Consider the following 25,228-nt stretch of genomic DNA (forward strand, 5'->3'; position numbering starts at 1 on the left):
AGCAGACCTCGGCCGGTCACTGGCGGTAGCCCGCCAGGAAGTTGCCCATCCGCTCCAGCGCGGTGCGCAGGTCGCGCTCACCGGGCAGGGTCACGATGCGCAAGTGGTCGGCGGCGGGCCAGTTGAAGCCGCTGCCGTGCACGACCAGGATGTGCTCGCGCTCGAGCAGGTCGAGGCACAGCTGCACGTCGTCGCGGATCTCGTGGACCTCCGGGTCCAGGCGAGGGAAGACGTACAACGCCCCTCTGGGTTTCACGCAGCTGACGCCGTGCATGGCGTTGAGCATCGACCACGCGACGTCCCGCTGCTCGCTGAGCCTGCCCCCGGGCCCGATGAGCTCGGTGATGCTCTGATGTCCCGACACGGCCGCCTGGATGGCGTGCTGCGCTGGCACGTTGGGACACAGCCGGGTGGAGGCGAGCAGCTCGATCCCCTCGAGGAACCCCCGCGCGTGTGCCGTGGGCCCGGTGATGACCAGCCACCCGGAGCGGTACCCGGCGACCCGGTAGGTCTTGGAGAGCCCGTTGAACGTGAGCACCAGCAGGTCGGGTGCGACCTCGGCCGTGCTCACGTGACGGGCGCCGTCGTAGAGCACCCGGTCGTAGATCTCGTCCGAGAGCAGCAGCAGCGAGTGCTCGCGGGCGATCTCCGCGATCTGCTCCAACACCTCCCGCGCGTAGACGGCGCCCGTCGGGTTGTTGGGGTTGATCACGACCAGGGCCTTCGTGCGTGGCGTGATCTTAGCCCTGATGTCGTCGACGGAGGGGTTCCAGTCGTCCTGCTCGTCGCAGAGGTAGTGGACCGGGGTGCCTCCGGCCAGGCTCGTGGCGGCGGTCCACAGCGGGTAGTCGGGGGCAGGGACGAGCACCTCGTCACCGGTGTCGAGCAAGGCCGACAGGGTCATCATGATGAGCTCGGACACGCCGTTGCCGAGGAAGACGTCGTCGACGTCGAACCGCGGGAAGTCCGGGATCTCCTGGTAGCGGGAGACGATGGCCCGTCGGGCAGGGTAGATGCCGCGTGAGTCCGAGTAGCCCTGCGCGTCCGGGAGCGCGGCAAGCATGTCGTGCAGGATCGTCTGGGGCGCGTCGAAGCCGAACGGTGCAGGGTTGCCGATGTTGAGCTTGAGGATGCGGTGCCCGTCCGCCTCGAGCTGAGCCGCGCGTGCCGCCACGGGCCCGCGGATCTCGTAGAGCACGTTGGCGAGCTTGCCGGACTGTCCCAGGGGACGGAGCTGCCGGGCGACGGCGGGCGAGGCGTTCACCCCTCTATGGTGTCACCCTGGAGAGGGTGAGGCGGTCGAGACGAGGAGGGCACCGATGCGGGCAGTCGATCTCGGGCTGGGTGTGCTCGCCGTCGCGACGGCCGGCCTGGCCTACCTCGCCCTGCAGCACGTCGAGGTGCTCCCCGGACCGGGGGGCTCCGAGGGTGAGGCGGTCGGTGCGACCGCGACCGGCGCGGCCCCCGACGACGCGGCCGTCACGTCGCCGGCTCCGGGGGACGAGACCGAGCTCACCGCGACGAGTGCTCCCGTCGACCTCGGGACGCTGCGCACCGCACTCGCCGTCGAGGACGTGCAGGTCCTGGTGCTGGGCGACTCGACGAGCAACTCGCGGGCCGAGTGGGTCGAGCTGTGGGCCGAGGGGCTGGGTGAGGACCGTGCCGTCACGGTCGCGCACTGGGACGAGGCCGACGACGAGGGGTACAACGACGACGTCACCCTGACCGAGGGGGAGGAGCCGGCCACCGTGTGGTCGGGCAGCGTGACGGGCTCGTCGGCCGCAGATGCTGCGGACCGTCTGGAGGCGCTGGTCCCGCAGGCCCCGGACCTCGTGCTGCTGAGCTTCGGCCGCGACGACCAGGCGGACGAGGTGGCCTCGGGCCTGGAGGAGCTCGTCGACGAGCTGCGCGCCATCGCCCCGGACGCACCGGTGGGCGTCGTGGTGCAGCCCGGCGGGGACGAGGAGACGACGGAGGCGGTCCGCGAGTGGGCCGGGTCGGCGGACGTCGCCGTGCTGGACGTGGACGCGGCCTGGGCGGAGCAGACCCCCGACGTCGGGGTGAACGACGCGGAGGGCAACCCCACCGCCGAGGCGGCGGACCTGTGGGCACAGCGGGTCAGCGAGGCCCTCGCGCCGTGAGCCGGTGAGGCTCGTCCGTCCGGATCGCGCAGGACGTGGGGGAATGGCGACCGGGTTGGCCCTGTTGAGCCTCACAGGACCCGTGCCCACCCGGAGGAGCAGAGCAGCCATGACAGTGTCGGCCTTCGCGCCCGTCGACGGCGTGCGCACCAGCGCCCTGCGCTGCACGGGCGCCGCGCGCCGGACGGTAGCCTGGAGGGCGATGACCACACTGCCGACCGACGACGACACCCAGCGCGAGGCGGACGCCACGGTGGACGTGTCCACCGAGAGCCCGCAGGAGCGCGCCGCACGGTTCGAGCGGGAGGCCATGCCCCTGCTCGACCAGATGTACAGCGCCGCTCTGCGCACGACCCGGAACCCGACCGACGCCGAGGACCTGGTGCAGGAGACGTACGCCAAGGCGTTCGCCGCGTTCCACCAGTACCGGCCGGGCACCAACCTCAAGGCCTGGATGTACCGCATCCTGACCAACACCTACATCAACACCTACCGCAAGAAGCAGCGGCAGCCCAAGGAGTCCGACGCGGCCGAGGTCGAGGACTACCAGCTCGCGCGTGCCGCGCAGCACACGTCCTCGGGTCTGCGATCGGCCGAGGCGGAGGCCTTGGACCACCTGCCCGACTCCGACGTGAAGGAGGCGCTGGCCTCGATCGGTGAGGACTTCCGTATGGCGGTCTACCTGGCCGACGTCGAAGGCTTCGCCTACAAGGAGATCGCCGAGATCATGGACACGCCGATCGGCACGGTCATGTCACGGCTGCACCGCGGCCGTCGCCAGCTGCGCGACCTCCTGACCGACTACGCCGTCGACCGTGGCTTCGTCAACGAAGGGAAGGTGGACCGGTGAGTGACGTCCACCCCGAGCGCCGGTCGACCGAGCCGGACTGTGCGGAGGTCGTCCTCCGGCTGTTCGAGTACGTCGACAACGAGGCGGGGCCCGAGGACCGCGAGCGCATCGAGCAGCACCTGGACGCCTGCGGCTCCTGCCTGCGCGAGTACGAGCGCGACCTGCTCCTGAAGTCCCTGGTCCGTCGGGCCTGCGGCCCGGAGCGAGCACCGCACCAGCTCCGGATGCAGATCCTCACCCGGATCACCTCGGTGACGGTCGTGCGGAGCGACGTCACCCAGGACGGCTCCTGACAGGGACACCCTCCCGTGCGCCGCGCTGCCCGAGATGCGAAGGCCCCGCGACCGTTCCGGTCACGGGGCCTTCGCGGCCACGCTCAGGCGTTCGGCTTCTTGCCGTGGTTGGCGCCCTTCTTCTTGCGGTCGCGGCGCTTGCGGGCTCGCTTGCTCATGTCACTCCCAACGCATGTGCGGGCGCCCGCACCGTGCGTGCGGGGCCGTGGACCTCATTTTCGCACACGGTCCGAGGCGTGCCGGGGGGCCTGCAAGGGTAAAGGTTTGTTAAAGGCTTGGGGCGCAAGGGCCTGTGCGTAGGTGTCAGGGCTGCGGATGTGTCACTCTTACTGCAGATCCCGGTCCCAGTCGGCGAGCAACACCCCTGACCAGCCGCGAGCCCGGGACGGACGAAAGGACGACATATGCTTTCCCTTCTCGACTTCCTGACCCTGTCCTCGCCCTTCGGCACCGGGACCGCCGGTCTCGATGTGGTGTCCTGGGAGGACAAGAAGAAATAGGGCGCCGACGGGGCCCGCGGCGAGCGGGCCCGGACGCTGCCCCTCGCCTCGTCCCCGCATACGTCGCGCTCGTCGTGGCGGGTGCGGGGGCTTTGTGCTGGGCCGGCCTGACTGCTGTCGACCCCCCCGCCTGGCACTTCGTCGCCGTCCTGACGGCCCTCGGTGCCACCGGCGCCTCCCTGCGAGAGCGCGAGCTGGGCCCATACCTGGGGGTCTCGTTCGCGACCGTCGTCCTGGCCGCAGCCCTGGCGCTGGTGGGGCCGGGCGGCGCGGTCGTGGTCGGGTTCCTGAGCTACCTCGCGGACGTCCGCCGGCAGCGGCTCCGGACACGGCTCTTCAACGCCGGCATGACCGGATGCCTGGGGGGCGTCGGCGGGTTCGTCTATGTGGCCGCCGGGGGGCTGACGCCCATCCCGGTGGCGATCTCACCACGCGAGATCCTCGTCGGGGTCGCTGGTCCCCTGGTGCTGGGCTACCTGGTGATGACGCTCATCAACACCCTGCTGATCGGGGTCATGGCGCGTCTGGTCCGCGGGGGCCCGGCACTCCGCGCGGCCTGGGAGGTCCTGCGCAGCCTGGGCCCGGGATACCTGATGCATGTGGTGCTCGGTCTGCTGCTCGTCATCCTGTGGGTGCCCGTCGAGGTGGGCGTGTTCAGCGCGGTGCTCATCCTCGGGCCCCTGCTCCTGGCCCAGTGGACGCTCAGCCGCGACGCCGCCGAGCGCCGCGCCCACGCACGCACCGTCTCGACCCTCATGGGAGCGCTGGAGCTGGCCAACCCCTACTCCGTCGGCCACAGCGCGCGTGTCGCCGAGCTGTGTGACCGCATGGCTCCGCGGCTGGGCATCGCGGGGGAGGACGCGGAGGCGCTCCTGTATGCCGCTCACCTGCACGACCTCGGGCTGGTCGCCACCGCTCCCCGGCTGCCCCGGGGGTCCGGTCCGGTCGACATCAGCTACCTCGCCGCCGTCGTGGAGCACCCGGCCGCCGGGGTGCGCATGCTCGAGGACATCGACTTCCTCGCGCCGGCGCTGCCGGGCATCCTGCACCATCACGAGCGGGTGGACGGACGAGGCTACCCGGCCGGTCTCGTCGGTGAGGAGATCCCGCTGACGGCCCGGGTCATCGCCGTGGCCGACGCGTTCGACTCCCTGACGACCACCCGGTCCTACCGGCCCGCGCTGACGCAGCGAGAGGCCCTGGGTCGCATGGACAGCCGTGCAGGATCGCACCTCGACGCGCGCGTCGTGCAGGCGCTGCACGAGGTGCTGGACGCCTCCCCGTGGACTCCCACCATCATCGACGACGCGGTCCTGCAGCGGACGGGTGACGTCTACGACCACGACGACCCCGAGGTCAGTGACCACTACGCCGCGTGGCAGCCCGACGTCGAGAGCCTGCGGCTGTGAGCATCGCGCACCGCGCCAGACGCCTGCGGCAGGCCGTCGTGCTGGCCTCGGCGTGTCTGGTGGCCCTCCTGCTGGTGCTCTCCCCGCCGGTGCCCCCGCCGCCGTCGGACGGGCACGTCTGGCTGCTCATCCTGCTCACCTTCGGGGTCATCGTCGTGGCCGACAGCCGACCGGTCATCATCGCCGACGGTCGGGAGAGCGCCCCGGTGGGCCTGACCGCGAGCATGGCGCTGCCCATGATCGCCGAGCTCCCCGGTGGTCAGGTGGTGACGCTGCCGGGCGGTCTGGTCGTGCTCGTCGTCGGTGCCGGCATGCTGGTCGGCTCGTGGGTCCGCCTGCGACGAGAGGGGCGCACCTGGACCATGCCGGAGATCGCCACGCGGTTGCTGGTCACCTGCCTGGTCATCGCGTTGACGCGGGTCCCGCTCCCGGGCGGCGAGGCGCTGCTGGAACAGCAGGGGGACTGGTCCGGCTACGGCTGGACCCTGGCGCTGAGCCTGCTCATCGTGGCGGCGGTCGCCGTGCTGCTGCAGCTCATGGTCTGGAGCGTCGAGCGGAGCGTCCGCGAGCACATCGTGCTGCGGCACGCCGTCGCCGAGGAGGTCATCGCGCTCGGTCCGCTGGGCCTGGGCATGGTGAGCAGCGCTGTCATGGTCGCGCTGGCCGCGCGCGCCGTGGGCGCGGTCGCCGTGCCCGTCTTCCTGCTCCCCCTGGTGCTCCTCGTGATCGCGATCCGGCGGCAGGCGGTCGTCCGGTCCGCCCAGCGCCAGACCGTCTACGCGCTGTCCCGGCTGACCGACCAGGGTGGCTTCACCCGGCCGGGGCACGCTACCCGGGTGGCCCGGCTGTCCGTGCAGGTGGGTCGGGAGTTCGGCATGCCTGAGCCGGAGCTGCGTGACGTGGAGTACGCAGCGCTGCTGCACGACCTCGGTCAGGTCTCCCTCGACCGCCCCATCCCCGGCGGGGCCACCGTGCACATCTCCGCGGTGGACCAGCGGCGGATGGCGGCGACGGGGGCGGCACTGCTGGCCCGCACGGCCGAGCTCTCCCGCCTCTCCGCGGTCGTGGCCCACCAGGCGACGCCCTACTGGCGCACCGACCAGCTGGGCGTGCTGCCGCTGGGCAGCCGGATCGTCCGCGTGGTCAACGCCTACGACGACCTGACCGGGTGCACCGGGAGCGAGGGCGACCGCGTGGCGGCCCTGGAGCGGCTACGCCTCGGCGCGGGGTACGACTACGACCCCCAGGTGCTCAGGGCGCTGGGCCGGGTGCTGCGGCGCGGCGGCCAGATCACCCACGAGGAGCTCCGCTCGCTCGACCTCTGACCGCCGCCGCGGCGCTGCTCAGGCCTTCTTGGTCTCGGCGAAGATCTGTGCGATCCGGTCGATCTTGGCCAGCAGCTCGTCGGCCTTGGCCACGTCCCAGGAGCCCTTCGTGCCGGACGCCCCGGCGAGCTTGGTCGCCTCGTTGAACAGGGTGTGCAGCTCGGGGTAGGCCTCGAAGTGCGGAGGCTTGAAGTAGTCGGTCCACAGGACCCACAGGTGGTGCTTCACGAGCTCGGAGCGCTGCTCCTTGATGATCGTCCCGCGCATGCGCATGTCGGTGTCGTCGCTGTCGTTGACCTTCTCGATGATCTTCTTGACCGACTCGGCCTCGATCCGAGCCTGAGCCGGGTCGTAGACACCGCAGGGCAGGTCGCAGTGCGCGGAGACCTCGAGGGTCTCGATGCCGACGAGGGAGAACAGACGGGAAAGCATGGTGGTCCTTCCGTGTGCGGTTGGGCCTCCCACGTTAGCCTGAGGCGGTGCTGCTCGCGATCGACACCTCCACGTCCCTGGTCGGGGCGGCCGTGCACGACGGCGACGTCCTGCGCAGCGAGGTGGCCAGGGAGGACGTCCGTCGGCACGGTGAGCTCCTCGCCCCGGCCGTGCAGGCGGCGCTGGGGGAGGCGGGGTGCTCCCGCCGAGACGTCACGGTCGTGGCGGTCGGCGTCGGACCGGGACCCTTCACCGGGCTGCGGGTGGGTGTGGTCACCGCCCTCGTGCTGGGGCACGTGCTGGGGGTGCCGGTGCACGGGCTGTGCTCCCTGGACGCGATGGCGGCCGACGCCGCCACGTCCGCGTCTGCGCCGGCCGACCTGCTCGTCGCCACCGACGCGCGCCGCAAGGAGGTCTACTGGGCGCGGTATGCCGTGTCCGGGGGGCTGGCGCGACGCGTCCAGGGCCCGGGGGTGGCGCGGGCGACGGACCTGCCCGAGGACCTGCGTGGCCTCCCCGCGGTGGGGCGCGGGCCGGACCTCTACCCGGAGGCGCTGCACGGCATACCGGGCCCTCGCGACGTGCGACCCGGCGCGCTCGCCTCCCTGGCGGTGCGCGCGCTGGCCGGGCACGGCCCCGACACCGTCCTGCTGCCCCCGGAGCCTCTCTACCTCCGCCGCCCGGACGCCGTCGCGGCGGCTCCTGCAGGAGCGCGAGCACGATGAGTGCGGTCACCAGGCCCCTGCGCTGGCAGGACCTGTCCGCGGTCGCCTCGCTGGAGCAGCTGCTGCACCCGGACGACCCCTGGAGCGTGGCCACGTGGTGGGCCGAGCTCGCCGAGCGCCCTCGTCGCGACTACGTCGTGCGGGTCGAGAGCGAGCAGCTGGTCGGCTACGCCGGGCTCGACCTCGCGGGCGACAGCGCCGACGTGATGACCGTCGCCGTCGACCCGCAGCGGCAGGGCCAGGGACACGGTGACGCGCTGATGGAGCACCTGCACTCCCGGGCTGCCCGTGCGGGCTGCGACTCCGTGCTGCTGGAGGTGCGGGAGGACAACCGTGCCGCCCGTGGGCTGTACGACCGGCACGGCTACGTCCTGGTGCACCGGCGGCGTGGCTACTACCAGCCGTCCGGTGTCGACGCGCTCGTGCTCCGGCGCAGTCTCGGAGCAGAGGCCCAGGAGGGACACGATGTCTGACGCACCGCTGGTGCTCGGCCTGGAGACCAGCTGCGACGAGACCGGCGTGGGCATCGTGCGCGGCCACACGCTGCTGGCCGACGCCGTGGCGAGCAGCGTCGACGAGCACGCACGCTTCGGCGGGGTCGTGCCGGAGGTGGCCAGCCGCGCCCACCTCGAGGCCATGGTCCCCACGGTCGAGCGCGCCTGCACGCAGGCGGGGGTGCGGCTCCAGGACCTCGACGCCGTCGCCGTCACTGCCGGCCCGGGCCTGGCCGGCTCGCTGCTCGTGGGCGTCGCTGCCGCGAAGGCGCTCGCCCTGGCGCTCGATGTCCCGCTCTACGGGGTCAACCACCTGGGGGCGCACGTGGCGGTCGACGTCGTGGAGCACGGTCCCCTGCCGGAGCCCACGATGGCGCTGCTGGTGAGCGGTGGTCACTCCAACCTGCTGCTGGTGCCCGACGTCACCCACGACATCCGGTCGCTCGGCGCCACGGTCGACGACGCCGCCGGAGAGGCGTTCGACAAGGTCGCCCGCGTGCTGGGGCTGCCCTTCCCGGGGGGACCGCACATCGACCGCGTCGCCCGGGAGGGTGACCGTGTCGCCATCGACTTCCCTCGCGGCCTCACCTCTGGTCGTGACCTCCAGCGACACCGGTTCGACTACTCCTTCTCCGGTCTGAAGACCTCTGTCGCCCGGTGGGTGCACGCCCGTGAGGAGTCGGGCGACCCGGTGCCGGTGGCCGACGTGGCCGCGAGCTTCCAGGAGGCGGTGGTGGACGTGCTCACCCGCAAGGCCGTCGCTGCATGCCGCGAGCACGACGTCCACGACCTGCTCATCGGCGGCGGCGTGGCCGCCAACACCAGGCTGCGTGCGCTGGCCCAGGAACGGTGCGACGCGGCCGGCATCCGCATGCGGGTCCCACGCCCCGGGCTCTGCACCGACAACGGAGCCATGGTCGCTGCGCTGGGCGCACTGATGGTCACGGCGGGACGGCCACCCTCCCGGCTCGACCTGCCCGCCGACTCCTCCCAGCCCGTGGAGGTCGTCCAGGTATGAGGTCTCTGCGCCGCACGGGGTCCGCGGCCGCCGCGCTGGTCCTGCTGCTGACCGCGTGCAGCACCTCCGAGGGTGACGGCGGCGGGGAGACCAGGGCGCCGGCGGCCACGGCCACCGCCACGGCACCGTCAGCGCGGACTGCGACGCCCTCGGAGGGGGACACCGCCACACCCACCGCCACCGCCACCGACGCCGTCCTGCCGGGCCTGCCGTCCGAGGAGGACGTGGCGCAGGCCGGGTCCGAGGTCGGCGAGCTCAGCCTCCGCCGCCTCGCCGGCCAGCTGGTGGTCGCCTCCTACGGTGGCACCGACCCTCGTGCCGCCGCAGACCTCGTGGCGCAGCACCACCTGGCCGGTGTGATCACGCTGGGCGACAACGTGCCTGCGGACCCCGGACAGCGGGTCGAGACGCTCACCGCGCTCACCGAGACGGTCGACGCCGCGGTGCGCGCGGACGGACGGGACTGGCCCGCCTTCCTCGCGATCGACCAGGAGGGCGGGCCCGTGACCCGGGTCGGCGCCCCGCTGGACCGCTGGCCGGCTGCGATGGCCCTCGGGGCGGCCGGGGACACCGACCTGGCCCGCCGGGTGGCGCGGGCCTCGGGCAGCCAGATCAGGGCCCTGGGCTACACGGTCGTCCTCGCGCCGGTCGCCGACGTCACCACGGGGCCCGACGACCCCACCATCGGCCTGCGCTCACCGGGCTCCGACCCGGCGCTGGTGGGCCGGATCGCCCTCGCCCAGACCCACGGCTACCTCCAGGCAGGGGTGGTGCCCGTCGCCAAGCACTTCCCGGGGCACGGGTCGGTGCCGGCGGACACCCATGTGGAGGAGGCCCGCCAGGAGGCCGACCTCGACACCCTGGCGCAGCGTGACCTCTTGCCCTTCGAGGTGCTGGTGGACGCGGGGGTGCCGGCGGTGATGACCGCTCACATCGTCCTGGAGGCCCTCGACCCCGACGCGCCCGTCACCCTGTCGCGTCCCGTGCTCACCGGGCTGCTGCGGGATGAGCTGGGGTTCGGCGGCCTGGTGGTCACCGACGCGCTGAACATGCAGGCGGTGGCCGGGGTCGCCGGGTCGGGTGAGGCGGTCGTGCGCTCGGTCGAGGCCGGTGCCGACGTCGTGCTCATGCCGGCGGACCCCGGCGCTGCGGTCGACGCGCTGGTCGCTGCCGTGGAGGAGGGACGGCTGGACCGTGCTCGCCTCGAGCGGTCGGCCGCGGTCGTCGTGGCCACCGTGCGCGCGGCGGGAGCGGTCGCCGGACCGGACCCGGGACGGGTCGGGGCGGACGGCGCACTGGCCGACGAGCTCGCCGCCGCGGCGGTCACCTGGCTCGGGGACGGCTGCGCCGAGCCCGTGCTGGACGACGCCGTCCAGGTGGCGGGCGGACGTGAGCAGGACCGGCAGCGCTTCAGCACCGCAGCCACGGAGGCCGGGCTGACGACGGGAACGGGGCCCGTGGTCGCGCTGGTGCCGCCACGTGGCCTGCGCGCTGCCGGTGACGACCCCGGTGACCCGGCTGGCGTGGCGGGACAGGCCGACGTGGTGGTGAGCCTCGGTGCACCGTTCCCCCTGGCGCAGGCGGCACCCGACCAGGTGGTGATCGGTGCCTACGACGACTCGGCGGCGGCCATGGCAGCCGTGGTGGCGGTTCTCACCGGAGCCGCCGACGCCCCCGGCACGCTGCCGGTGGAGGTCGGCCGGCACGCCATCGGCACCGGGTGCACGGGCTGACCGCCCTCAGGTCGACCCGCCGGCGCAGGGCGTCACCCACAGGGCCGTGCCTGCCGGGCCCGCGGTCCGTCCCCGGCTGCTCACGCGCACCAGCACCAGCGTCGCCTCCTGGCTCCCCCGCGGGCGCACCCTGCGGCGGAGCTCCTCGGCATCGACCCAGCCACCGCGCTTCTTCACCGTCAGGGGGCCGATGTCGTTGCTGCGCGCCCACTGCCGCAGGACCTTGACCTGCAGGGGGAGCACCTCGCGCACCTGCAGGCAGCGTGCCCAGGGCGTGAGCACCCGACGGTCGGACACGACATAACCCGCACCGGGCGCGCACTCGCCGCCCCCGACGACCCCGCACACCGCCGGGACCAGGCCTGCGGCCAGGACGGCCCGGTCGGGGTCGTAGACGTAGTCACCGGCGGTGACCGTCCCTCCGGTCTCCGGTCGGTCCGCGACCGGAGCCGACAGCGCGTGCCACCGGGCGCCGTCGTGCACGACGGCACTGCGGCCGGGCCGGTCGACGAGGTCGCCCCACCAGATGGTGCACTCGAGCGCCTCCCCGCCGTAGGACAGCCACTCCGCCTGAGCCCCGTCGGGCACCTCGGCATGCGGGAAGCCGGGGCCGAGCTTGGCTCCGACGGCCGGGAGCCGGGCAGCGACGGACCGCACGTAGTCCCAGGACGGTGACACCTCGCCGAGACGGAAGACCCGCCTGGTGCGGCCACGGGCGTCCGCGACGCCCGGGACCCGCCGGGCCGGATCCAGCCAGGCCCCCGCGCCCTCGGCCGGGGGGGTGGGCAGCACCACGTCCTCGGCCCGGGAGTGCAGCACCCTGACCCGGTCGTGGTCCGCCAGGTTGGCCGCTGCCACTGCTGCTGTGACAGGGTCGGACTCCACCGCCGTCACCTCCAGACCTCGCTGTGCCAGCGCTGCGGTGTCCACCCCGATGCCGCACCCGAGGTCCCAGACGTGCTGCGTGCCCGCGTCGGCGAACCGTCCGGCATGGCGCCGCGCCACTGCGGCCCGGGACGCCTGCTCGAGGCCGTCGGCGGTGAACAGCATCCGCTGCGAGGCCGGACCGAGCTTGGTGACCGCGCGCCCCCGCAGCCGGGACTGGGTCATCACGGCCGCGACCAGGTCGGCGCCCAGCCCGGTGTGCCGCAGCCGCTCGGCGACCGCGAGCGCCTGGTCCTCCGTGTAGGGAGGCAGGGACCCGAGCACGGCCCGCCCCTCAGGGCCGGCCAGCCAGGCGACGGTGCGGGCGTCCACCCCCCTATCCTGCCGTGACCTGCTGGTTGAATGGGCGCATGGGGCACGCATGGAAGTCCTGGGTCCTCCGGACGGGAGCGCTGGCGGCCGGCGCCCCGCTGGGCGTCGCCGCAGTGGTGACCGGCGTCGACGCCGTGCGCAAGCGGCGCACCACGGAGGTCCACGAGGCACCCGACCACCCGCCGCGACGCGCGGTGGTGAGCGGCAACGCCCTCACCACCTTCACCTACGGGGACCATCTCTACGAGGCCATGCTCGAGGCCATCGAGCAGGCCGAGAGCCATGTCTACCTGGCCAGCTACATCTGGAAGGGTGACGCGGTCGGTCAGCGCTTCAAGGACGCCGTCGTCGCGGCGGCCGACCGGGGCGTGCAGGTCTGCGTGGTCTTCGACGGCTTCGCCAACCTCGTCGTGCCACGGGAGTTCAAGGAGTTCCCTCCCGGCGTCCACCTGATGAAGTTCCCCACGCTGCGCCCGGGCCTGGCCCTGGTCGACGTCCGTCGCACGGGCCGGGACCACCGCAAGGTCCTCGTCGTCGACGACCGGATCGGCTTCGTGGGCGGCTACAACATCGGCGACCTCTACGCCACGCAGTGGCGGGACACCCACCTGCAGGTGGAGGGGGAGGCGGTGTGGGAGCTGGCCAACACCTTCGTCGACTTCTGGAACCGGCATCGCCGACCCGGCCTGCCGGCGCTGCACGACAGCGGCTCACCGCGCTGGGACGCCACGATCCGGGCCGCCCGCAACGAGCCGAGCCGGGTGGTCTTCCCGGTGCGCGGTGTGTACCTCGAGGCGATCGACCGGGCCAGCCATCACATCTGGATCACCCAGGCCTACTTCATCCCCGACCGGGAGATCATGCACGGCCTGCTCAGTGCGGCGGCCCGCGGCGTCGACGTGCGGGTGCTCACCCCGGAGCGGTCCAACCACGTCGTCGCCGACGCGGTGGCCCGCAGCTACTTCGCCGACCTGCTCCGCGGCGGCGTGCGGATCTTCCTCTACTGCGACGCCATGGTGCACGCCAAGACCGCGACGGTGGACGGTGCGTGGACCACGGTGGGCACCGCCAACATCGACCGGCTCTCCCTGCGTGGCAACTACGAGGTCAACCTGGAGATCCTCGACGCCGGGCAGGCCGAGGTGATGGAGTCCATCTTCCGCGCCGACCTCGCCAACAGTGTCGAGATGACGCTCGAGGAGTGGGAGGACCGCGACCTGGTGCACCGGGCCGTCGAGCGGGTGCTGCGCCCGCTGCAGCCCCTGCTGTGAGGACGGGCCTCTGGCACTCGGCTTGACCGAGTGCTAAAGACTGCCTAGATTCGACTTAGCACTCGCGGCATGCAAGTGCCAGAGCTTGGTCGGGTCGACCCCCGCGACGGCGGTCCGACCAGGACGAGTGACTCACCACCAGCAGTTGACATCACCCAGTCGACACTGACGAAGGGAAGGCCCCACCGTGTCGGTTTCCATCAAGCCGCTCGAAGACCGGATCGTCGTGAAGGCCGTCGAGGCCGAGCAGACCACGGCCTCCGGCCTGGTCATTCCGGACACCGCCAAGGAGAAGCCCCAGGAGGGCGAGGTCCTGGCGGTCGGCCCGGGTCGCATCGACGACAACGGCAACCGTGTCCCGATGGACGTGTCCGTCGGCGACCGCGTCATCTACAGCAAGTACGGCGGCACCGAGGTGAAGTACGGCGGCCAGGATTACCTGATCCTGTCCGCGCGCGACATCCTCGCCGTCGTCGTCTGAGCCAACCGAGGACGCCCCGGTCACCCCACGTTCGTCGGGGAGCCGGGGCGTCGTCCGTCCACCCGTAGGAAGGAACTGGCTGCCCATGGCCAAGCAACTGGAATTCAACGACGACGCGCGCAAGGCGCTGGAGCGGGGTGTCGACGCCCTGGCCAACGCTGTCAAGGTGACCCTCGGCCCCAAGGGCCGCAACGTCGTCCTCGACAAGAAGTGGGGCGCCCCCACGATCACGAACGACGGCGTGACCATCGCCCGCGAGGTCGAGCTCGAGGACCCCTTCGAGAACCTCGGGGCACAGCTCGCCAAGGAGGTCGCGACCAAGACCAACGACGTGGCCGGTGACGGCACCACGACCGCGACGGTCCTGGCGCAGGCCATGGTCAAGGAGGGTCTGCGCAACGTCGCTGCGGGGGCCGCCCCGTCCGGCCTCAAGCGCGGCATCGACGCGGCGGTCACCGCCGTGTCCGACCGTCTCCTGGAGACCGCCCGCGAGCTCGAGGGCCGTGACGAGATCGCCCAGGTGGCGGGCCTGTCCGCCCAGGACGAGACCATCGGCGAGCTCATCGCCGACGCGTTCGACAAGGTCGGCAAGGACGGTGTCATCACCGTGGAGGAGTCCTCCACCACGCTGATGGAGCTGGACTTCACCGAGGGGATGCAGTTCGACAAGGGCTACCTCTCGCCCTACATGGTGACCGACACCGACCGCATGGAGGCCGTCCTCGAGGACGCCTACATCCTGCTGCACCAGGGCAAGATCTCCTCGGTCTCCGACCTGCTGCCGCTGCTGGAGAAGGTCGTCGCCGACAACAAGCCGCTGATGATCATCGCCGAGGACGTCGAGGGCGAGGCCCTGTCGACCCTGGTGGTCAACAAGATCCGCGGCACGTTCAACGCGGTCGCGGTCAAGGCGCCCGGGTTCGGCGACCGCCGCAAGGCGATGCTGCAGGACATGGCGATCCTCACCGGTGGCCAGGTCGTCGCCGAGGAGGTCGGCCTCAAGCTCGACCAGGTGGGGCTGGAGGTGCTGGGCAAGGCCCGTCGCATCGTCGCCACCAAGGACGGCACCACCATCGTCGAGGGTGCCGGCAGCCACGAGGACGTGCAGTCGCGCGTCGCCCAGCTGCAGGCCGAGATCGAGGCCACCGACTCCGACTGGGACCGCGAGAAGCTCCAGGAGCGGGTCGCCAAGCTCTCCGGCGGTGTCTGCGTCATCAAGGTGGGCGCCCACACCGAGGTGGAGCTGAAGGAGAAGAAGCACCGCATCGAGGACGCCGTCTCCGCCACGCGCGCCGCCATCGAGGAGGGCATCGTCGCCGGGGGTGGGTCTGCGCTGATCCACGCCGCTGCGGTGATCGACTCGCTCGACCTCGCCGGTGACGAGGCCGTCGGTGCCACCATCGTGCGCAAGGCGGCCGCCGAGCCGCTGCGCTGGATCGCCGAGAACGCCGGCATGCAGGGCTACGTGGCCACTGCCAAGGTGGCCGAGATGGAGCCCGGTCAGGGACTCAACGCGGCCACCGGCGAGTACGGTGACCTCTTCGGCGCGGGTGTCATCGACCCGGTCAAGGTCACCCGCTCCGCCCTGCGCAACGCGGCCTCCATCGCCGCGATGGTCCTCACCACCGACACCCTGGTGGTCGAGAAGCCCGAGGAGGAGGAGCCGGCCGCCGCCGGGCACGGGCACGGGCACGGTCACTGACCGACCCTGCCGCGCACACGGCAACGGCCCCGGACGATCCATGGATCGTCCGGGGCCGTCGTCGTCGCTCAGGCCGGCCCGTAGGCCGCCTCGCGCTCGCTCTCGGTCATGGCGCCCCAGACCCCATAGGGCTCCCGCACCTGGAGTGCGTGCTCACGGCACTGCTCCAGCACCGGGCACTGACGGCATACCTGCTTGGCCCGCTCGTCGCGGCGCCGGCGAGCCGGCCCCCGCTCACCCTCGGGGTGGAAGAAGACCTCCGGGCTGACGGTCCGGCACAGTCCGCGGTACTGCCACTCCCACAGCTCGGCTACCGGCCCGGGTTGACGTGCTACTTCGGCCACCGTGCTCCTCCTCATGTCGTAGTCCGGCGCGTGTGCACCTCGTACAGGGGTAGTTACCCATCCGTAGACTCCGCAAACACGAGGCTGTCCACGGGCGCCGTCGAGGCGGTACTCTCTGTGCGAGCGAGAAGACGAGGAGGGGGACCATGTGGGCCGTGCCGGTCCCGAACGCAGGCGCTGGGCGCGGCCCCCGTCCCGTGGCTGAGCGCGCCCCCCGCCCGGCCGTAGTGCGCAGCCTCGACCGGGTGCCCGGGCCTCCCTGCCTGTCCGAGCTGGTGGGGCAGGCACGCTCCGGGGACGAGAGCGCGCGCGAGCGGCTTCTGGCGCAGACCCACACCATCGCCCTGCGCTACGCCCGCGGCCGGCTGGGAGCCTTTCCCGACGGAGCGGGGGCCTCCGCGGAGGTCGCCCAGGAGGTGTGTGTGGCCGTCCTGGCAGCCCTGCCGGACTTCGAGGACAGAGGGGCACCGTTCGAGTCCTTCGTGTATGCCGTCGCCAGCAGGAAGGTCAGCGACGCGCAGCGACGTGCCCTGCGCGCCCCGCGGCCCACCGACGACGTCCCCGACTCCGTCGACCCGGCTCCGGGCCCCGAGGACATCGCGCTCTCGAGCGACGAGTCCCGCCGCGTGTCCCGCATGCTCGGGACGCTGCCTGACCACCTGCGCGAGATCCTCGTCCTGCGGGTGGCCGTCGGGATGACCGCCGAGGAGACGGGCCGGGCCCTGGGCATGACGTCCGGCGCGGTCCGGGTGGCACAGCACCGGGCGCTGAACCAGCTCCGCGACCAGTGGAAGGTGGCGATATGAAGGACTCCTTGCGGGACATCGCCGCCGACGACGCGCTGCTCGATGCGCTGGGCTCCCGGCGTCCGACCGGCTCCGCGGACCCCGTGGTGCGCGGGTTGGTCGCCTGGGTGGACGACATCGACGCGGATCTCTCCGCCACGAGCCGCCCGCGAGCCCGCGGGCGCCATCGCCGGCGGTCTCCGGGCGTCCCACTGATCTCAGCGGTCGTGCTCACCCTCGGCGGTTCGTCCGTGGCGGCTGCCCTCACCGGTGCGGACGTGCCGGTGCTCACGGCGATGGGGCGCGAGGTGTTGGCGCTCGCCCCGGGCGGCGACGCGTGGCTGGCCGAGGTCGACGCGGCGTCGGCCGCAGCCGACGACCGTGCCTCGGCAGAGCATGATGCGACCGGTGTGACGGCCGACGACCACGACCACGACCACGAGGTGGAGCAGGCCTCCAGCACGCGTGTCCTGCTGTCAGCGGTCCTGGACGGCTGGTCCGGCTCGGACTGGCTGCAGAGCTCCGCGGGCGTGCTTCAGGAGACCGCGGACGTGCTCCAGGGGACCGGGAGCGGCTCGACGGTGGTGGGCGAGGACGACGGCACACATCCTCCTCAGGGCCCGGTGTCGTCCTCGGCCGAGGAGCCCGAGGGGGACGGGACGAGCAGCCCGCAGCAGAGCGGCTCGGCGACGCAGAGCGACCCGCCGCGTCGCACCGACCCGCCGCGGCCGGCCGACCCTCCGGGGCAGGTCGAGGAGGGCCGCACCACCCCGACTGCGCCGCCGAGCCGCACCGACCCGCCGCGGCCGGCCGACCCTCCGGGGCAGGTCGACCCTCCGGGGCAGGTCGAGGAGGGCCGCACCACCCCGACTGCGCCGCCGCGCCGCACCGACCCGCCGCGGCCGGCCGACCCTCCGGGGCAGGTCGAGGAGGGCCGCACCACCCCGACTGCGCCGCCGAGCCGCACCGACCCGCCGAGGGCGACCGACACCGGACGTCCCAGCGAGCTGCCTACCCCGTCGTCGTTGCCGACCGCCACGGACGACCCGCGCCGCGGGCCCTCGTCACCGACGCCCCCCACACCGACGGACCCCACACCGACGGACCCCGCACCGACGGACCCCGCTGCGACGTCTCCCGGCGGTGCAGGAGCCCCCGGCGGTGCAGGAGCCCCCGGCGGCGGCGGAGCGACCGGCACGGACCCGTCGCAGGACATCGCTCCGGTGGAGCCCACCACCGGTGACCTGGGGGACGGCGGGCCGACCGGCTGACCGCACCGGACGCCTACAATCGCTGGTATGACGTCCGGCGAGATCCCCCTTGATGCCCCGTCCACCTTCGCCGCCCTCGCGCTCACCTACGACGACGTGCTCCTGCTGCCCGGGGAGACCGACGTCATCCCCAGCGAGGCGGACACGACGACGAGGCTGACCCGGCGCATCGACGTGCGGATGCCCCTGGTCTCAGCCGCGATGGACACCGTGACGGAGGCCCGCATGGCCATCGCGATGGCTCGCGAGGGTGGGCTGGGCATCCTGCACCGCAACCTGTCCATCGAGGAGCAGGCGGCTCACGTCGACCGGGTCAAGCGCTCGGAGAACGGCATGGTGACCGACCCTGTGACGATCGGGTCGGAGGCCACGCTGGCCGAGATGGACGAGCTCTGCGGCCGCTTCCGCATCTCCGGCCTGCCGGTCGTGGACGACGACGGCCGGCTCATCGGCATCATCACCAACCGGGACATCCGTTTCGAGGACGACTTCTCGCGACCGGTGGGTGAGGTGATGACGGCACAAGGGCTCGTCACCGCACGCGTCGGCGTGGACAAGAAGGAGGCACTGGCGCTCCTGGCGACCCACAAGATCGAGAAGCTCCCCATCGTCGACGACGCGGGCGTGCTGCGCGGGCTGTTCACCGTCAAGGACTTCACCAAGTCGGAGCAGTACCCGTGGGCCACCAAGGACGAGGAGGGTCGGCTGAGGGTCGGTGCGGCGATCGGCTTCTTCGGCGACTCCTGGGAGCGGGCCATGGCTCTGGTCGACGCGGGGGCGGACGTGCTGGTCGTGGACACCGCCAACGGCCACGCGCGGGGCGTCACCGACATGATCCGCCGCATCAAGAGGGAGGCTCGCGCCGCTCACGTCGACGTGATCGGCGGCAACGTGGCGACCCACGCCGGCGCCCGAGCGCTGGTGGAGGCCGGTGCTGACGCCGTGAAGGTGGGGGTCGGCCCAGGCTCGATCTGCACGACCCGCGTGGTCGCGGGGGTCGGCGTGCCCCAGGTGACCGCGATCCACGAGGCCGCGAGGGCAGCCCGTCCGGCGGGGGTCCCGGTCATCGGCGACGGTGGCCTGCAGTACTCCGGCGACATCGCCAAGGCACTCGTGGCCGGGGCCGACACGGTCATGATCGGGTCGCTGCTGGCCGGCTGCGACGAGTCGCCGGGGGAGCTCGTGTTCATCAACGGCAAGCAGTACAAGTCCTACCGTGGCATGGGCAGCCTCGGTGCCATGCAGTCCCGCGGACGGGGACGCTCCTACTCCAAGGACCGCTACTTCCAGGCCGACGTGGCGGACGACGACAAGGTCATCCCGGAGGGGATCGAGGGGCAGGTCGCCTACCGCGGCCCCCTCGCCAACGTGGCGTACCAGCTCATCGGCGGGCTGCGGCAGTCGATGTTCTACGTCGGGGCCCGCTCGGTCCCGGAGCTGAAGGAGCGTGGACGCTTCGTCCAGACCACCGCGGCCGGGCTGAAGGAGTCGCACCCGCACGACATCCAGATGACGGCGGAGGCGCCCAACTACTCCTCCCGGTGAGGGCGCTCGCGCCCGGGCAGTTCGCTTGTACCCTTGCCCGGTGAGCGAGATCGAGATCGGCCGAGGCAAGCGGGCCCGCCGCGCCTACTCCTTCGACGACATCGCCGTCGTGCCCTCGCGGCGCACCCGCGGGCCGGAGGAGGTGTCGATCGGCTGGCAGATCGACGCCTACCACTTCGACCTGCCCGTCATCGCCGCGCCGATGGACTCCGTCGTCTCCCCCGAGACGGCCATCACCATGGGGCGTCTGGGAGGGCTGGGGGTGCTGGACCTCGAAGGGCTGTGGACCCGCTACGAGGACCCCAGCGAGCACCTCGCACAGATCGCCGAGCTCGCCCCGCAGGAGTGCACGCCCCGGATGCGCGAGCTGTATGCCGCGCCCATCCGGCCCGAGCTCATCACCGCCCGCCTGCGCCAGATCCGTGAGGCCGGCGTGACGGTGGCCGGAGCGCTGTCCCCGCAGCGCACCCAGCAGCACTGGAGGGCCGTCGTCGACGCGGGCGTCGACCTCTTCGTCATCCGGGGCACCACCGTCTCCGCCGAGCACGTCTCCAGCCACGCGGAACCGCTCAACCTCAAGCGCTTCATCTACGAGCTGGACGTGCCCGTCATCGTCGGGGGCGCCGGCACCTACACCGCGGCCCTGCACCTGATGCGCACGGGCGCAGCGGGGGTGCTGGTCGGCTTCGGGGGCGGGTCGGCGCACCGCACCCGCACGACCTTGGGCATCCACGCCCCGATGGCGACCGCCATCGCCGACATCTCCGCAGCGCGGCGGGACTACCTCGACGAGTCCGGCGGCCGCTACGTCCATGTCATCGCCGACGGCGGGATGGGCCAGTCCGGTGACATCGTCAAGGCAGTGGCCTGCGGTGCCGACGCGGTCATGATCGGGGCGGCGCTGGCCCGTGCGCAGGAGGCCCCGGGCCGCGGCTACCACTGGGGCTCGGAGGCGCACCACCCGCTGCTGCCCCGTGGTGAGCGCGTCCACGTCGGCACCAAGGGCACACTCGAGGAGATCCTTCTCGGCCCCGGCCGGGACGCCGACGGTGCGACCAACCTGATGGGTGCCCTGCGCCGCGCCATGGCGACGACCGGCTACACCGACGTCAAGGAGTTCCAGCGCGTCGAGGTCGTCGTCTCGCCGTACTGAGGACGCCGCCGCGCGTCGTGGCCCGGCGTTTCCGGGGTTGGGGGGCTCGCGACTTACCCTGGAGGCACACACTCTCGGGAGGTCCCACATGCAGGTGCGCCAGGAAGCCGTCTACCGTCGTCGCCGACGGGCCGTGCTCGGCGGCCTGGGGCTGGTCCTCGCGGGGAGCCTGACGGCCTGTCTCGCTACCGCAGGGGAGGACGAGCCGACCCCTCCGGCGGCGTCGTCGACGGCCGAGGACGCCGACGTGACGGCCGACGCGACGGCGGCGGCGGAGGACAGCGGCTCCGGGGCGGACGAGGACAGCGGCTCCGGGGCGGACGAGGACAGCGGCTCCGGGGCGGACGAGCAGGCGGAGGCCGGTGGCACGACCCCTGAGCCCCCGGCGGTGCCGTCCGCGCAGTCGCAGATGGAACGGGTCGACTACATCACCGGCGGCATCACGCCGAAGTCCGTCGTGGCCAACGGGCACGGCCTGGTGATCGCCAACAACATGATGTACAGCCACACCGCGACGGTCTACGACACCGGGAGCCGCGAGCTGGTGGCGACGCTGGACGACGCGGTGGACCTGGCCGACTACGGCATCGAGGGACACCCCGGCACCTCACGTGGGGCCCCGGTCGAGGCGGCCTGGACCGAGGACGGCCGTTACGCCTACGTGTCGCAGTACACGATGTACGGCCAGGGGTTCGGCGTCGAGGGCTTCGACAACTGCACACCGGACAGCGGCGTGGGCGCCTCGATGCTCTACCGCTTCGACGCCGAGGATATGGCCTGGGACCAGGTCATCGAGGTGGGCGCCGTGCCGAAGTATGTCGACATCACACCCGACCAGACCCGCGTGCTGGTCAGCAACTGGTGCGACTCCACCGTCTCGGTGGTCGACATCGAGACCGCCCAGGAGACCGAGACGATCCCGATCGCCGCGGCCCCCCGGGGCATCGACGTGATGCCCGACAACACGACCGCCTACGTCGCGGCGATGTATGCCGACAAGCTGTTCAAGGTCGACCTGGAGGCGGGCACCAGCGAGGTGGCGATGGACACACCACGCAAGCCTCGCCACCTCAACCTCTCCGACGACGGTGCCTACCTCTACATGGCCGTCAGCGGCTCCGACACGATCTACAAGATCGACACCGCGACCGACGAGATCGTCGACCAGGTCGAGTCCGGCCGTGAGCCGCGCAGCATGATCCTGTCCTCCGACGGCACGGCCCTCTACGTCGTCAACTACTACGAGCCCTCGGTCTCCAAGATCTCCACCGAGGACATGCAGGTCCTGCAGAAGGAGCCCACGGACGCCAACCCGATCGGCATCACCTACGACCCGGTGACGCACACCGTGTGGGTCGCCTGCTACGGCGGCAGCATCTACGTCTTCGACGACCAGGCCGCCGCGACGTGATCAGGACGGCCCTGCAGCCACGCTGGCTCGCGCTGCTGGCTGTCCTGGTCGTCGTGGTCTACACCTTCGTCCGGCTGGGACTGTGGCAGCTCGCCGTCGCCCAGGACCGCGTCTTCGAGGACACCCTGGCCGCCCAGGCCGCGCAGCCCGAGGTGCCCATCGCGCAGGTGCTGGAACCCTTCAGCCCGTTCCCGAACGACGCGTCGGGACGTCCCGTCCAGGTCGACGGGTCCTACGACGCGCAGCTGCAGTTCCTCGTCCCGGACCGGCTGCTCGAGGGGCGCGAGGGCTACTGGGTGATGACGCCGCTCCGCACGGAGCAGGGCGACCTGCTGACCGTGCTCCGCGGCTGGGTCGCGGACCCTGCCGAGGCGGATGCGCCCCCGGGCACGCCGGTGTCGGTGACCGGCACGCTCGCGCCGGGCGAGTCGCCGGCGACCGAGGTGCTGCCCCCTGGGCAGCTGGCCTCGGTCGACCTCGCGGTCCTGGCCAACACCTGGGAGGGCGACCTCTACAACGCCTTCGTCTTCGCCACCGGCGAGGAGCCCCCGCTGACGTCCGAGGCCGTCGAGCCCGTGCCGCCCCCCCTGCTCAGCAGCCGGGGGGTGGACTGGGGCAACCTGGGCTACGCCCTCCAGTGGTGGGTCTTCGCCGGGTTCGCGGTCTACATGTACCTGAGGTTCCTCAAGGAGGCCTCAGGCTCACGTCATACAGTGCCGTCGTGACCGATCAGGGCAAGCTGACGTTCTTCCGGGTGATGGCCTTCGTCGTGGGTGTCGCCCTCCTGGTGCTGACACTGCACATGGTGCTGCGCTACGGCTTCGACAACCATCTGCTCGACTGGTGGGCGCAGCCGCACGGCTTCCTCTACATGGTCTACCTCGTGGCCGTGGCCCTCCTCGGGTTCGAGCTGCGGTGGGGGCTGCTGAAGATGGTGGGCGTGATGCTCGCCGGCACCGTGCCGTTCCTGTCCTTCTGGGTCGAGCACAGGGTGAGCGCGGGCGCCCAGCAGGAGATCTCCGATCGGCACGCCGCCGGTACCCTGTCCGGGTGACCGACACCCTGCACGAGCGCCCCGTCCTGGTCGTCGACTTCGGCGCGCAGTACGCCCAGCTCATCGCCCGCCGCGTGCGGGAGGCCCACTGCTACAGCGAGATCGTGCCGCACACGATGAGCACCGAGGAGATGCTGGCCAGGCAGCCCGCGGCCGTGGTCCTCTCCGGGGGGCCGTCGTCGGTCTACGCCGACGGTGCACCGTGGCTGGACGGGGGGCTGCTCGAGGCCGGTGTGCCGGTCCTGGGCATCTGCTACGGCTTCCAGGCGATGGCCGGCTGCCTCGGTGGGGACGTGGCACGGACCGGACAGCGGGAGTACGGTCACACGCCTGCAACCATCACCGAGCCGGACAGCACGCTGTTCGCCGGGCAGCCGGCCGAGCAGTCCGTGTGGATGTCGCACGGTGACGCCGTGACGACGGCGCCCTCCGGCACCCGGGTCACCGCGACCACGCCGGGGGCGCCGGTGGCCGCCTTCGAGGACGACGAGCGCCGGCTCTACGGTGTGCAGTGGCACCCCGAGGTGCTGCACACCTCCCACGGCCAGCAGGTGCTGGAGAACTTCCTGCTGCGTGGCGCGGGTCTGCAGCCCACCTGGACCAGCGCGCACGTCGCCGAGGAGCTCGTCGCGAGCATCCGCGAGAAGGTCGGTGACGCCCACGTCATCTGCGGGCTCTCCGGGGGAGTGGACTCCTCCGTGGCGGCCGCTCTGGTCAACGCCGCCGTCGGCGACCAGCTCACCTGCGTGTTCGTCGACCACGGACTGCTGCGCGAGGGGGAGGCGGAGCAGGTCGAGCAGGACTTCGTGGCCGCCACGGGGGTGGATCTCGTCGTCGTCGACGCACAGCAGCGGTTCCTGGACGCCCTGGCGGGCGTCAGCGACCCGGAGCAGAAGCGCAAGATCATCGGGCGTGAGTTCATCCGGGTGTTCGAGCAGGCAGCCCGTGACATCGCCGGCTCGGCCGACGCCGAGGGCCATCCCGTGGAGTTCCTCGTCCAGGGCACCCTCTATCCGGACGTGGTCGAGTCCGGCGGGGGCACCGGAGCCGCCAACATCAAGAGCCACCACAACGTCGGGGGTCTGCCGGACGACCTTCAGTTCACGCTCATCGAGCCGCTGCGCACGCTCTTCAAGGACGAGGTGCGCCAGGTCGGCCTGGAGCTGGGTGTGCCGGAGGCCATCGTATGGCGTCAGCCCTTCCCCGGCCCGGGGCTGGCCATCCGCATCGTCGGTGCCGTGGACGCCGACCGGCTCGCGACGCTGCGCCGTGCCGACGCCGTCGCCCGTGAGGAGCTGTCGGCCGCGGGCCTGGACCGCGAGATCTGGCAGTGTCCCGTGGTGCTGCTCGCCGACGTCCGCTCCGTCGGGGTCCAGGGCGACGCCCGCACCTACGGCCACCCGGTCGTGCTGCGCCCGGTGTCGAGCGAGGACGCCATGACCGCCGACTGGACCCGGCTGCCGTACGACGTGCTGGCCCGCATCTCCTCCCGGATCACCAACGAGGTGGCCGAGGTCAACCGGGTCGTGCTCGACGTGACCAGCAAGCCGCCGGGCACCATCGAGTGGGAGTGAGACAGCAACTCTGATCTGCAGTTTTGCGGCCCGCCATCAAGCGTGTGGACGGGGCGGATGCCCCGGTTGGGACAGCGTACCGGCGGTGCGGCAGCCTGGACAGTCTCGGTTCACTGCCGGGGTGTCGCTCGTGCAACTGTCTTCGCCGCTAGGTAGGCTGCCGGGATCGGAAGGTGACTAAACGATATGCAGGGGATTCGATGTCACGACGGATGGGCTTGATCCGGCAGGTGCAAGCCAACGCTTCAGTCCTGGCTGTTCAAAGGGAGCCGGACTACAAGACGCTCCACGCCCAACGCTCGTCCGGCCTGGACAGCGAGCCACATCAGCCGAAGGCTGTAGGACCGTCCCAGGGGGGAGTGCGGCGAGGCGACCTGGTTCGTGTGATCCCAGAGGGCGGAAGACCCTTAGGTGACGTTCAGCGGTTTCCGGACGGGATTGCGCATCCATGCAGCAGACA

Annotated in this window: 25 protein-coding genes; 20 read left to right on the forward strand and 5 right to left on the reverse strand. The window is 72.0% G+C overall.

Annotated elements, in window-relative coordinates; genetic code table 11:
* Positions 1-16: 16 nt before the first annotated feature.
* The gene (locus LVO85_RS05730; RefSeq protein WP_232746447.1) at positions 17-1,264 is read right to left on the reverse strand and encodes a pyridoxal phosphate-dependent aminotransferase; all 1,248 of its coding nucleotides are present in this window, start codon (positions 1,262-1,264) and stop codon (positions 17-19) included.
* 55 nt (positions 1,265-1,319) lie between these two features.
* On the opposite strand from LVO85_RS05730, the gene LVO85_RS05735 reads away from it, so the two are divergent.
* The 3 genes from LVO85_RS05735 to rsrA all read left to right on the forward strand — a co-directional run bounded on the left by LVO85_RS05735 (position 1,320) and on the right by rsrA (position 3,284).
* Positions 1,320-2,141 carry an SGNH/GDSL hydrolase family protein gene (locus LVO85_RS05735; RefSeq protein ID WP_232746448.1) on the forward strand — a complete coding sequence of 274 codons (822 nt, stop codon included), beginning with the start codon at positions 1,320-1,322 and terminating at the stop codon, positions 2,139-2,141.
* A 202-nt stretch (positions 2,142-2,343) separates the two neighbouring features.
* Positions 2,344-2,991 (forward strand): sigma-70 family RNA polymerase sigma factor, encoded by a 648-nt coding sequence (locus LVO85_RS05740; protein ID WP_232746449.1) that lies wholly within the window; start codon positions 2,344-2,346, stop codon positions 2,989-2,991.
* The gene (rsrA, locus tag LVO85_RS05745) at positions 2,988-3,284 is read left to right on the forward strand and encodes a mycothiol system anti-sigma-R factor (RefSeq protein WP_232746450.1); all 297 of its coding nucleotides are present in this window, start codon (positions 2,988-2,990) and stop codon (positions 3,282-3,284) included. The genes LVO85_RS05740 and rsrA overlap by 4 nt, the downstream gene beginning before the upstream one ends.
* An 83-nt stretch (positions 3,285-3,367) precedes the next feature.
* On the opposite strand, the gene LVO85_RS17170 is transcribed toward rsrA, so the two are convergent.
* Complete coding sequence (locus LVO85_RS17170; RefSeq protein WP_390623317.1) at positions 3,368-3,442, reverse strand: 50S ribosomal protein bL37; 75 nt, start codon at positions 3,440-3,442, stop codon at positions 3,368-3,370.
* Positions 3,443-3,858: 416 nt separating this feature from the next.
* Here LVO85_RS17170 and LVO85_RS16960 point away from each other — a divergent pair, with 416 nt between their 5' ends.
* Both LVO85_RS16960 and LVO85_RS05755 read left to right on the forward strand, forming a co-directional pair.
* Positions 3,859-5,193 carry an HD-GYP domain-containing protein gene (locus LVO85_RS16960; protein ID WP_232746451.1) on the forward strand — a complete coding sequence of 445 codons (1,335 nt, stop codon included), beginning with the start codon at positions 3,859-3,861 and terminating at the stop codon, positions 5,191-5,193.
* Complete coding sequence (locus tag LVO85_RS05755) at positions 5,190-6,518, forward strand: HD-GYP domain-containing protein (protein WP_232746452.1); 1,329 nt, start codon at positions 5,190-5,192, stop codon at positions 6,516-6,518. The genes LVO85_RS16960 and LVO85_RS05755 overlap by 4 nt, the downstream gene beginning before the upstream one ends.
* Positions 6,519-6,536: 18 nt before the next feature.
* Here LVO85_RS05755 and sodN read toward each other — a convergent pair whose 3' ends face one another.
* Positions 6,537-6,950 (reverse strand): superoxide dismutase, Ni, encoded by a 414-nt coding sequence (gene sodN, locus LVO85_RS05760; RefSeq protein WP_232746453.1) that lies wholly within the window; start codon positions 6,948-6,950, stop codon positions 6,537-6,539.
* 47 nt (positions 6,951-6,997) lie between these two features.
* Between sodN and tsaB the strand changes: the two genes are divergently transcribed.
* The 4 genes from tsaB to LVO85_RS05780 are packed head-to-tail and all read left to right on the forward strand — an operon-like array spanning position 6,998 to position 10,920.
* Complete coding sequence (gene tsaB, locus LVO85_RS05765; RefSeq protein ID WP_232746454.1) at positions 6,998-7,675, forward strand: tRNA (adenosine(37)-N6)-threonylcarbamoyltransferase complex dimerization subunit type 1 TsaB; 678 nt, start codon at positions 6,998-7,000, stop codon at positions 7,673-7,675.
* Positions 7,672-8,148 carry a ribosomal protein S18-alanine N-acetyltransferase gene (gene rimI, locus LVO85_RS05770; RefSeq protein WP_232746455.1) on the forward strand — a complete coding sequence of 159 codons (477 nt, stop codon included), beginning with the start codon at positions 7,672-7,674 and terminating at the stop codon, positions 8,146-8,148. Before tsaB ends, rimI begins: the two co-directional genes overlap by 4 nt.
* Positions 8,141-9,187: a tRNA (adenosine(37)-N6)-threonylcarbamoyltransferase complex transferase subunit TsaD gene (tsaD, locus tag LVO85_RS05775; protein ID WP_232746456.1), complete on the forward strand. Its 1,047-nt coding sequence runs from the start codon at positions 8,141-8,143 to the stop codon at positions 9,185-9,187. Before rimI ends, tsaD begins: the two co-directional genes overlap by 8 nt.
* Positions 9,184-10,920 (forward strand): glycoside hydrolase family 3 protein, encoded by a 1,737-nt coding sequence (locus tag LVO85_RS05780; RefSeq protein WP_232746457.1) that lies wholly within the window; start codon positions 9,184-9,186, stop codon positions 10,918-10,920. The genes tsaD and LVO85_RS05780 overlap by 4 nt, the downstream gene beginning before the upstream one ends.
* A 6-nt stretch (positions 10,921-10,926) precedes the next feature.
* On the opposite strand, the gene LVO85_RS05785 is transcribed toward LVO85_RS05780, so the two are convergent.
* The gene (locus tag LVO85_RS05785) at positions 10,927-12,177 is read right to left on the reverse strand and encodes a class I SAM-dependent methyltransferase (RefSeq protein WP_232746458.1); all 1,251 of its coding nucleotides are present in this window, start codon (positions 12,175-12,177) and stop codon (positions 10,927-10,929) included.
* A gap of 38 nt (positions 12,178-12,215) precedes the next feature.
* On the opposite strand from LVO85_RS05785, the gene LVO85_RS05790 reads away from it, so the two are divergent.
* The 3 genes from LVO85_RS05790 to groL all read left to right on the forward strand — a co-directional run bounded on the left by LVO85_RS05790 (position 12,216) and on the right by groL (position 15,631).
* Complete coding sequence (locus LVO85_RS05790) at positions 12,216-13,448, forward strand: phospholipase D-like domain-containing protein (protein ID WP_232746459.1); 1,233 nt, start codon at positions 12,216-12,218, stop codon at positions 13,446-13,448.
* Positions 13,449-13,635: 187 nt separating this feature from the next.
* A complete protein-coding gene (gene groES, locus LVO85_RS05795; RefSeq protein ID WP_232746460.1) occupies positions 13,636-13,929 on the forward strand; it encodes a co-chaperone GroES in 294 nt (97 codons plus the stop codon).
* A gap of 85 nt (positions 13,930-14,014) precedes the next feature.
* The gene (gene groL, locus LVO85_RS05800; RefSeq protein WP_232746461.1) at positions 14,015-15,631 is read left to right on the forward strand and encodes a chaperonin GroEL; all 1,617 of its coding nucleotides are present in this window, start codon (positions 14,015-14,017) and stop codon (positions 15,629-15,631) included.
* Between the two features lie 68 nt (positions 15,632-15,699).
* On the opposite strand, the gene LVO85_RS05805 is transcribed toward groL, so the two are convergent.
* On the reverse strand, positions 15,700-15,975 hold the full coding sequence (locus tag LVO85_RS05805; protein ID WP_232746462.1) for a WhiB family transcriptional regulator: 276 nt from the start codon (positions 15,973-15,975) through the stop codon (positions 15,700-15,702).
* Between the two features lie 245 nt (positions 15,976-16,220).
* Between LVO85_RS05805 and shbA the strand changes: the two genes are divergently transcribed.
* From shbA to guaA, 8 genes are all read left to right on the forward strand, one after another.
* On the forward strand, positions 16,221-16,781 hold the full coding sequence (gene shbA / locus LVO85_RS05810) for an RNA polymerase sigma factor ShbA (RefSeq protein WP_232746463.1): 561 nt from the start codon (positions 16,221-16,223) through the stop codon (positions 16,779-16,781).
* The gene (locus LVO85_RS05815) at positions 16,778-18,031 is read left to right on the forward strand and encodes a hypothetical protein (RefSeq protein WP_232746464.1); all 1,254 of its coding nucleotides are present in this window, start codon (positions 16,778-16,780) and stop codon (positions 18,029-18,031) included. Before shbA ends, LVO85_RS05815 begins: the two co-directional genes overlap by 4 nt.
* Positions 18,032-18,058: 27 nt before the next feature.
* Complete coding sequence (gene guaB, locus LVO85_RS05820) at positions 18,059-19,576, forward strand: IMP dehydrogenase (protein WP_232746465.1); 1,518 nt, start codon at positions 18,059-18,061, stop codon at positions 19,574-19,576.
* A 40-nt stretch (positions 19,577-19,616) separates the two neighbouring features.
* Positions 19,617-20,729, forward strand: coding sequence for a GuaB3 family IMP dehydrogenase-related protein (locus LVO85_RS05825; protein ID WP_232746466.1), 1,113 nt, complete (start codon positions 19,617-19,619; stop codon positions 20,727-20,729).
* An 88-nt stretch (positions 20,730-20,817) separates the two neighbouring features.
* On the forward strand, positions 20,818-22,140 hold the full coding sequence (locus LVO85_RS05830; RefSeq protein ID WP_232746467.1) for a YncE family protein: 1,323 nt from the start codon (positions 20,818-20,820) through the stop codon (positions 22,138-22,140).
* The gene (locus LVO85_RS05835) at positions 22,137-22,865 is read left to right on the forward strand and encodes an SURF1 family protein (protein ID WP_232746468.1); all 729 of its coding nucleotides are present in this window, start codon (positions 22,137-22,139) and stop codon (positions 22,863-22,865) included. Before LVO85_RS05830 ends, LVO85_RS05835 begins: the two co-directional genes overlap by 4 nt.
* Positions 22,862-23,194, forward strand: coding sequence for a DUF3817 domain-containing protein (locus tag LVO85_RS05840; protein WP_232746469.1), 333 nt, complete (start codon positions 22,862-22,864; stop codon positions 23,192-23,194). The genes LVO85_RS05835 and LVO85_RS05840 overlap by 4 nt, the downstream gene beginning before the upstream one ends.
* On the forward strand, positions 23,191-24,768 hold the full coding sequence (gene guaA / locus LVO85_RS05845; protein WP_232746470.1) for a glutamine-hydrolyzing GMP synthase: 1,578 nt from the start codon (positions 23,191-23,193) through the stop codon (positions 24,766-24,768). The genes LVO85_RS05840 and guaA overlap by 4 nt, the downstream gene beginning before the upstream one ends.
* Positions 24,769-25,228: the final 460 nt, after the last annotated feature.

Origin of the sequence: Ornithinimicrobium sediminis, from assembly GCF_021272345.1 — a bacterium.
Classification (GTDB): Bacteria; Actinomycetota; Actinomycetes; order Actinomycetales; family Dermatophilaceae; genus Ornithinicoccus; species Ornithinicoccus sediminis_B.

Coding starts and splice junctions, on each gene's coding strand:
- tsaD (WP_232746456.1), top strand. CDS start 8,141: ATGTCTGACGCACCGCTGGTGCTCGGCCTGGAGACCAGCTGCGACGAG.
- sodN (WP_232746453.1), bottom strand. CDS start 6,950: ATGCTTTCCCGTCTGTTCTCCCTCGTCGGCATCGAGACCCTCGAGGTC.
- LVO85_RS05780 (WP_232746457.1), top strand. CDS start 9,184: ATGAGGTCTCTGCGCCGCACGGGGTCCGCGGCCGCCGCGCTGGTCCTG.
- guaB (WP_232746465.1), top strand. CDS start 18,059: ATGACGTCCGGCGAGATCCCCCTTGATGCCCCGTCCACCTTCGCCGCC.
- LVO85_RS05740 (WP_232746449.1), top strand. CDS start 2,344: ATGACCACACTGCCGACCGACGACGACACCCAGCGCGAGGCGGACGCC.
- LVO85_RS05830 (WP_232746467.1), top strand. CDS start 20,818: ATGCAGGTGCGCCAGGAAGCCGTCTACCGTCGTCGCCGACGGGCCGTG.
- groL (WP_232746461.1), top strand. CDS start 14,015: ATGGCCAAGCAACTGGAATTCAACGACGACGCGCGCAAGGCGCTGGAG.
- LVO85_RS05790 (WP_232746459.1), top strand. CDS start 12,216: ATGGGGCACGCATGGAAGTCCTGGGTCCTCCGGACGGGAGCGCTGGCG.
- LVO85_RS05815 (WP_232746464.1), top strand. CDS start 16,778: ATGAAGGACTCCTTGCGGGACATCGCCGCCGACGACGCGCTGCTCGAT.
- rimI (WP_232746455.1), top strand. CDS start 7,672: ATGAGTGCGGTCACCAGGCCCCTGCGCTGGCAGGACCTGTCCGCGGTC.
- LVO85_RS05735 (WP_232746448.1), top strand. CDS start 1,320: ATGCGGGCAGTCGATCTCGGGCTGGGTGTGCTCGCCGTCGCGACGGCC.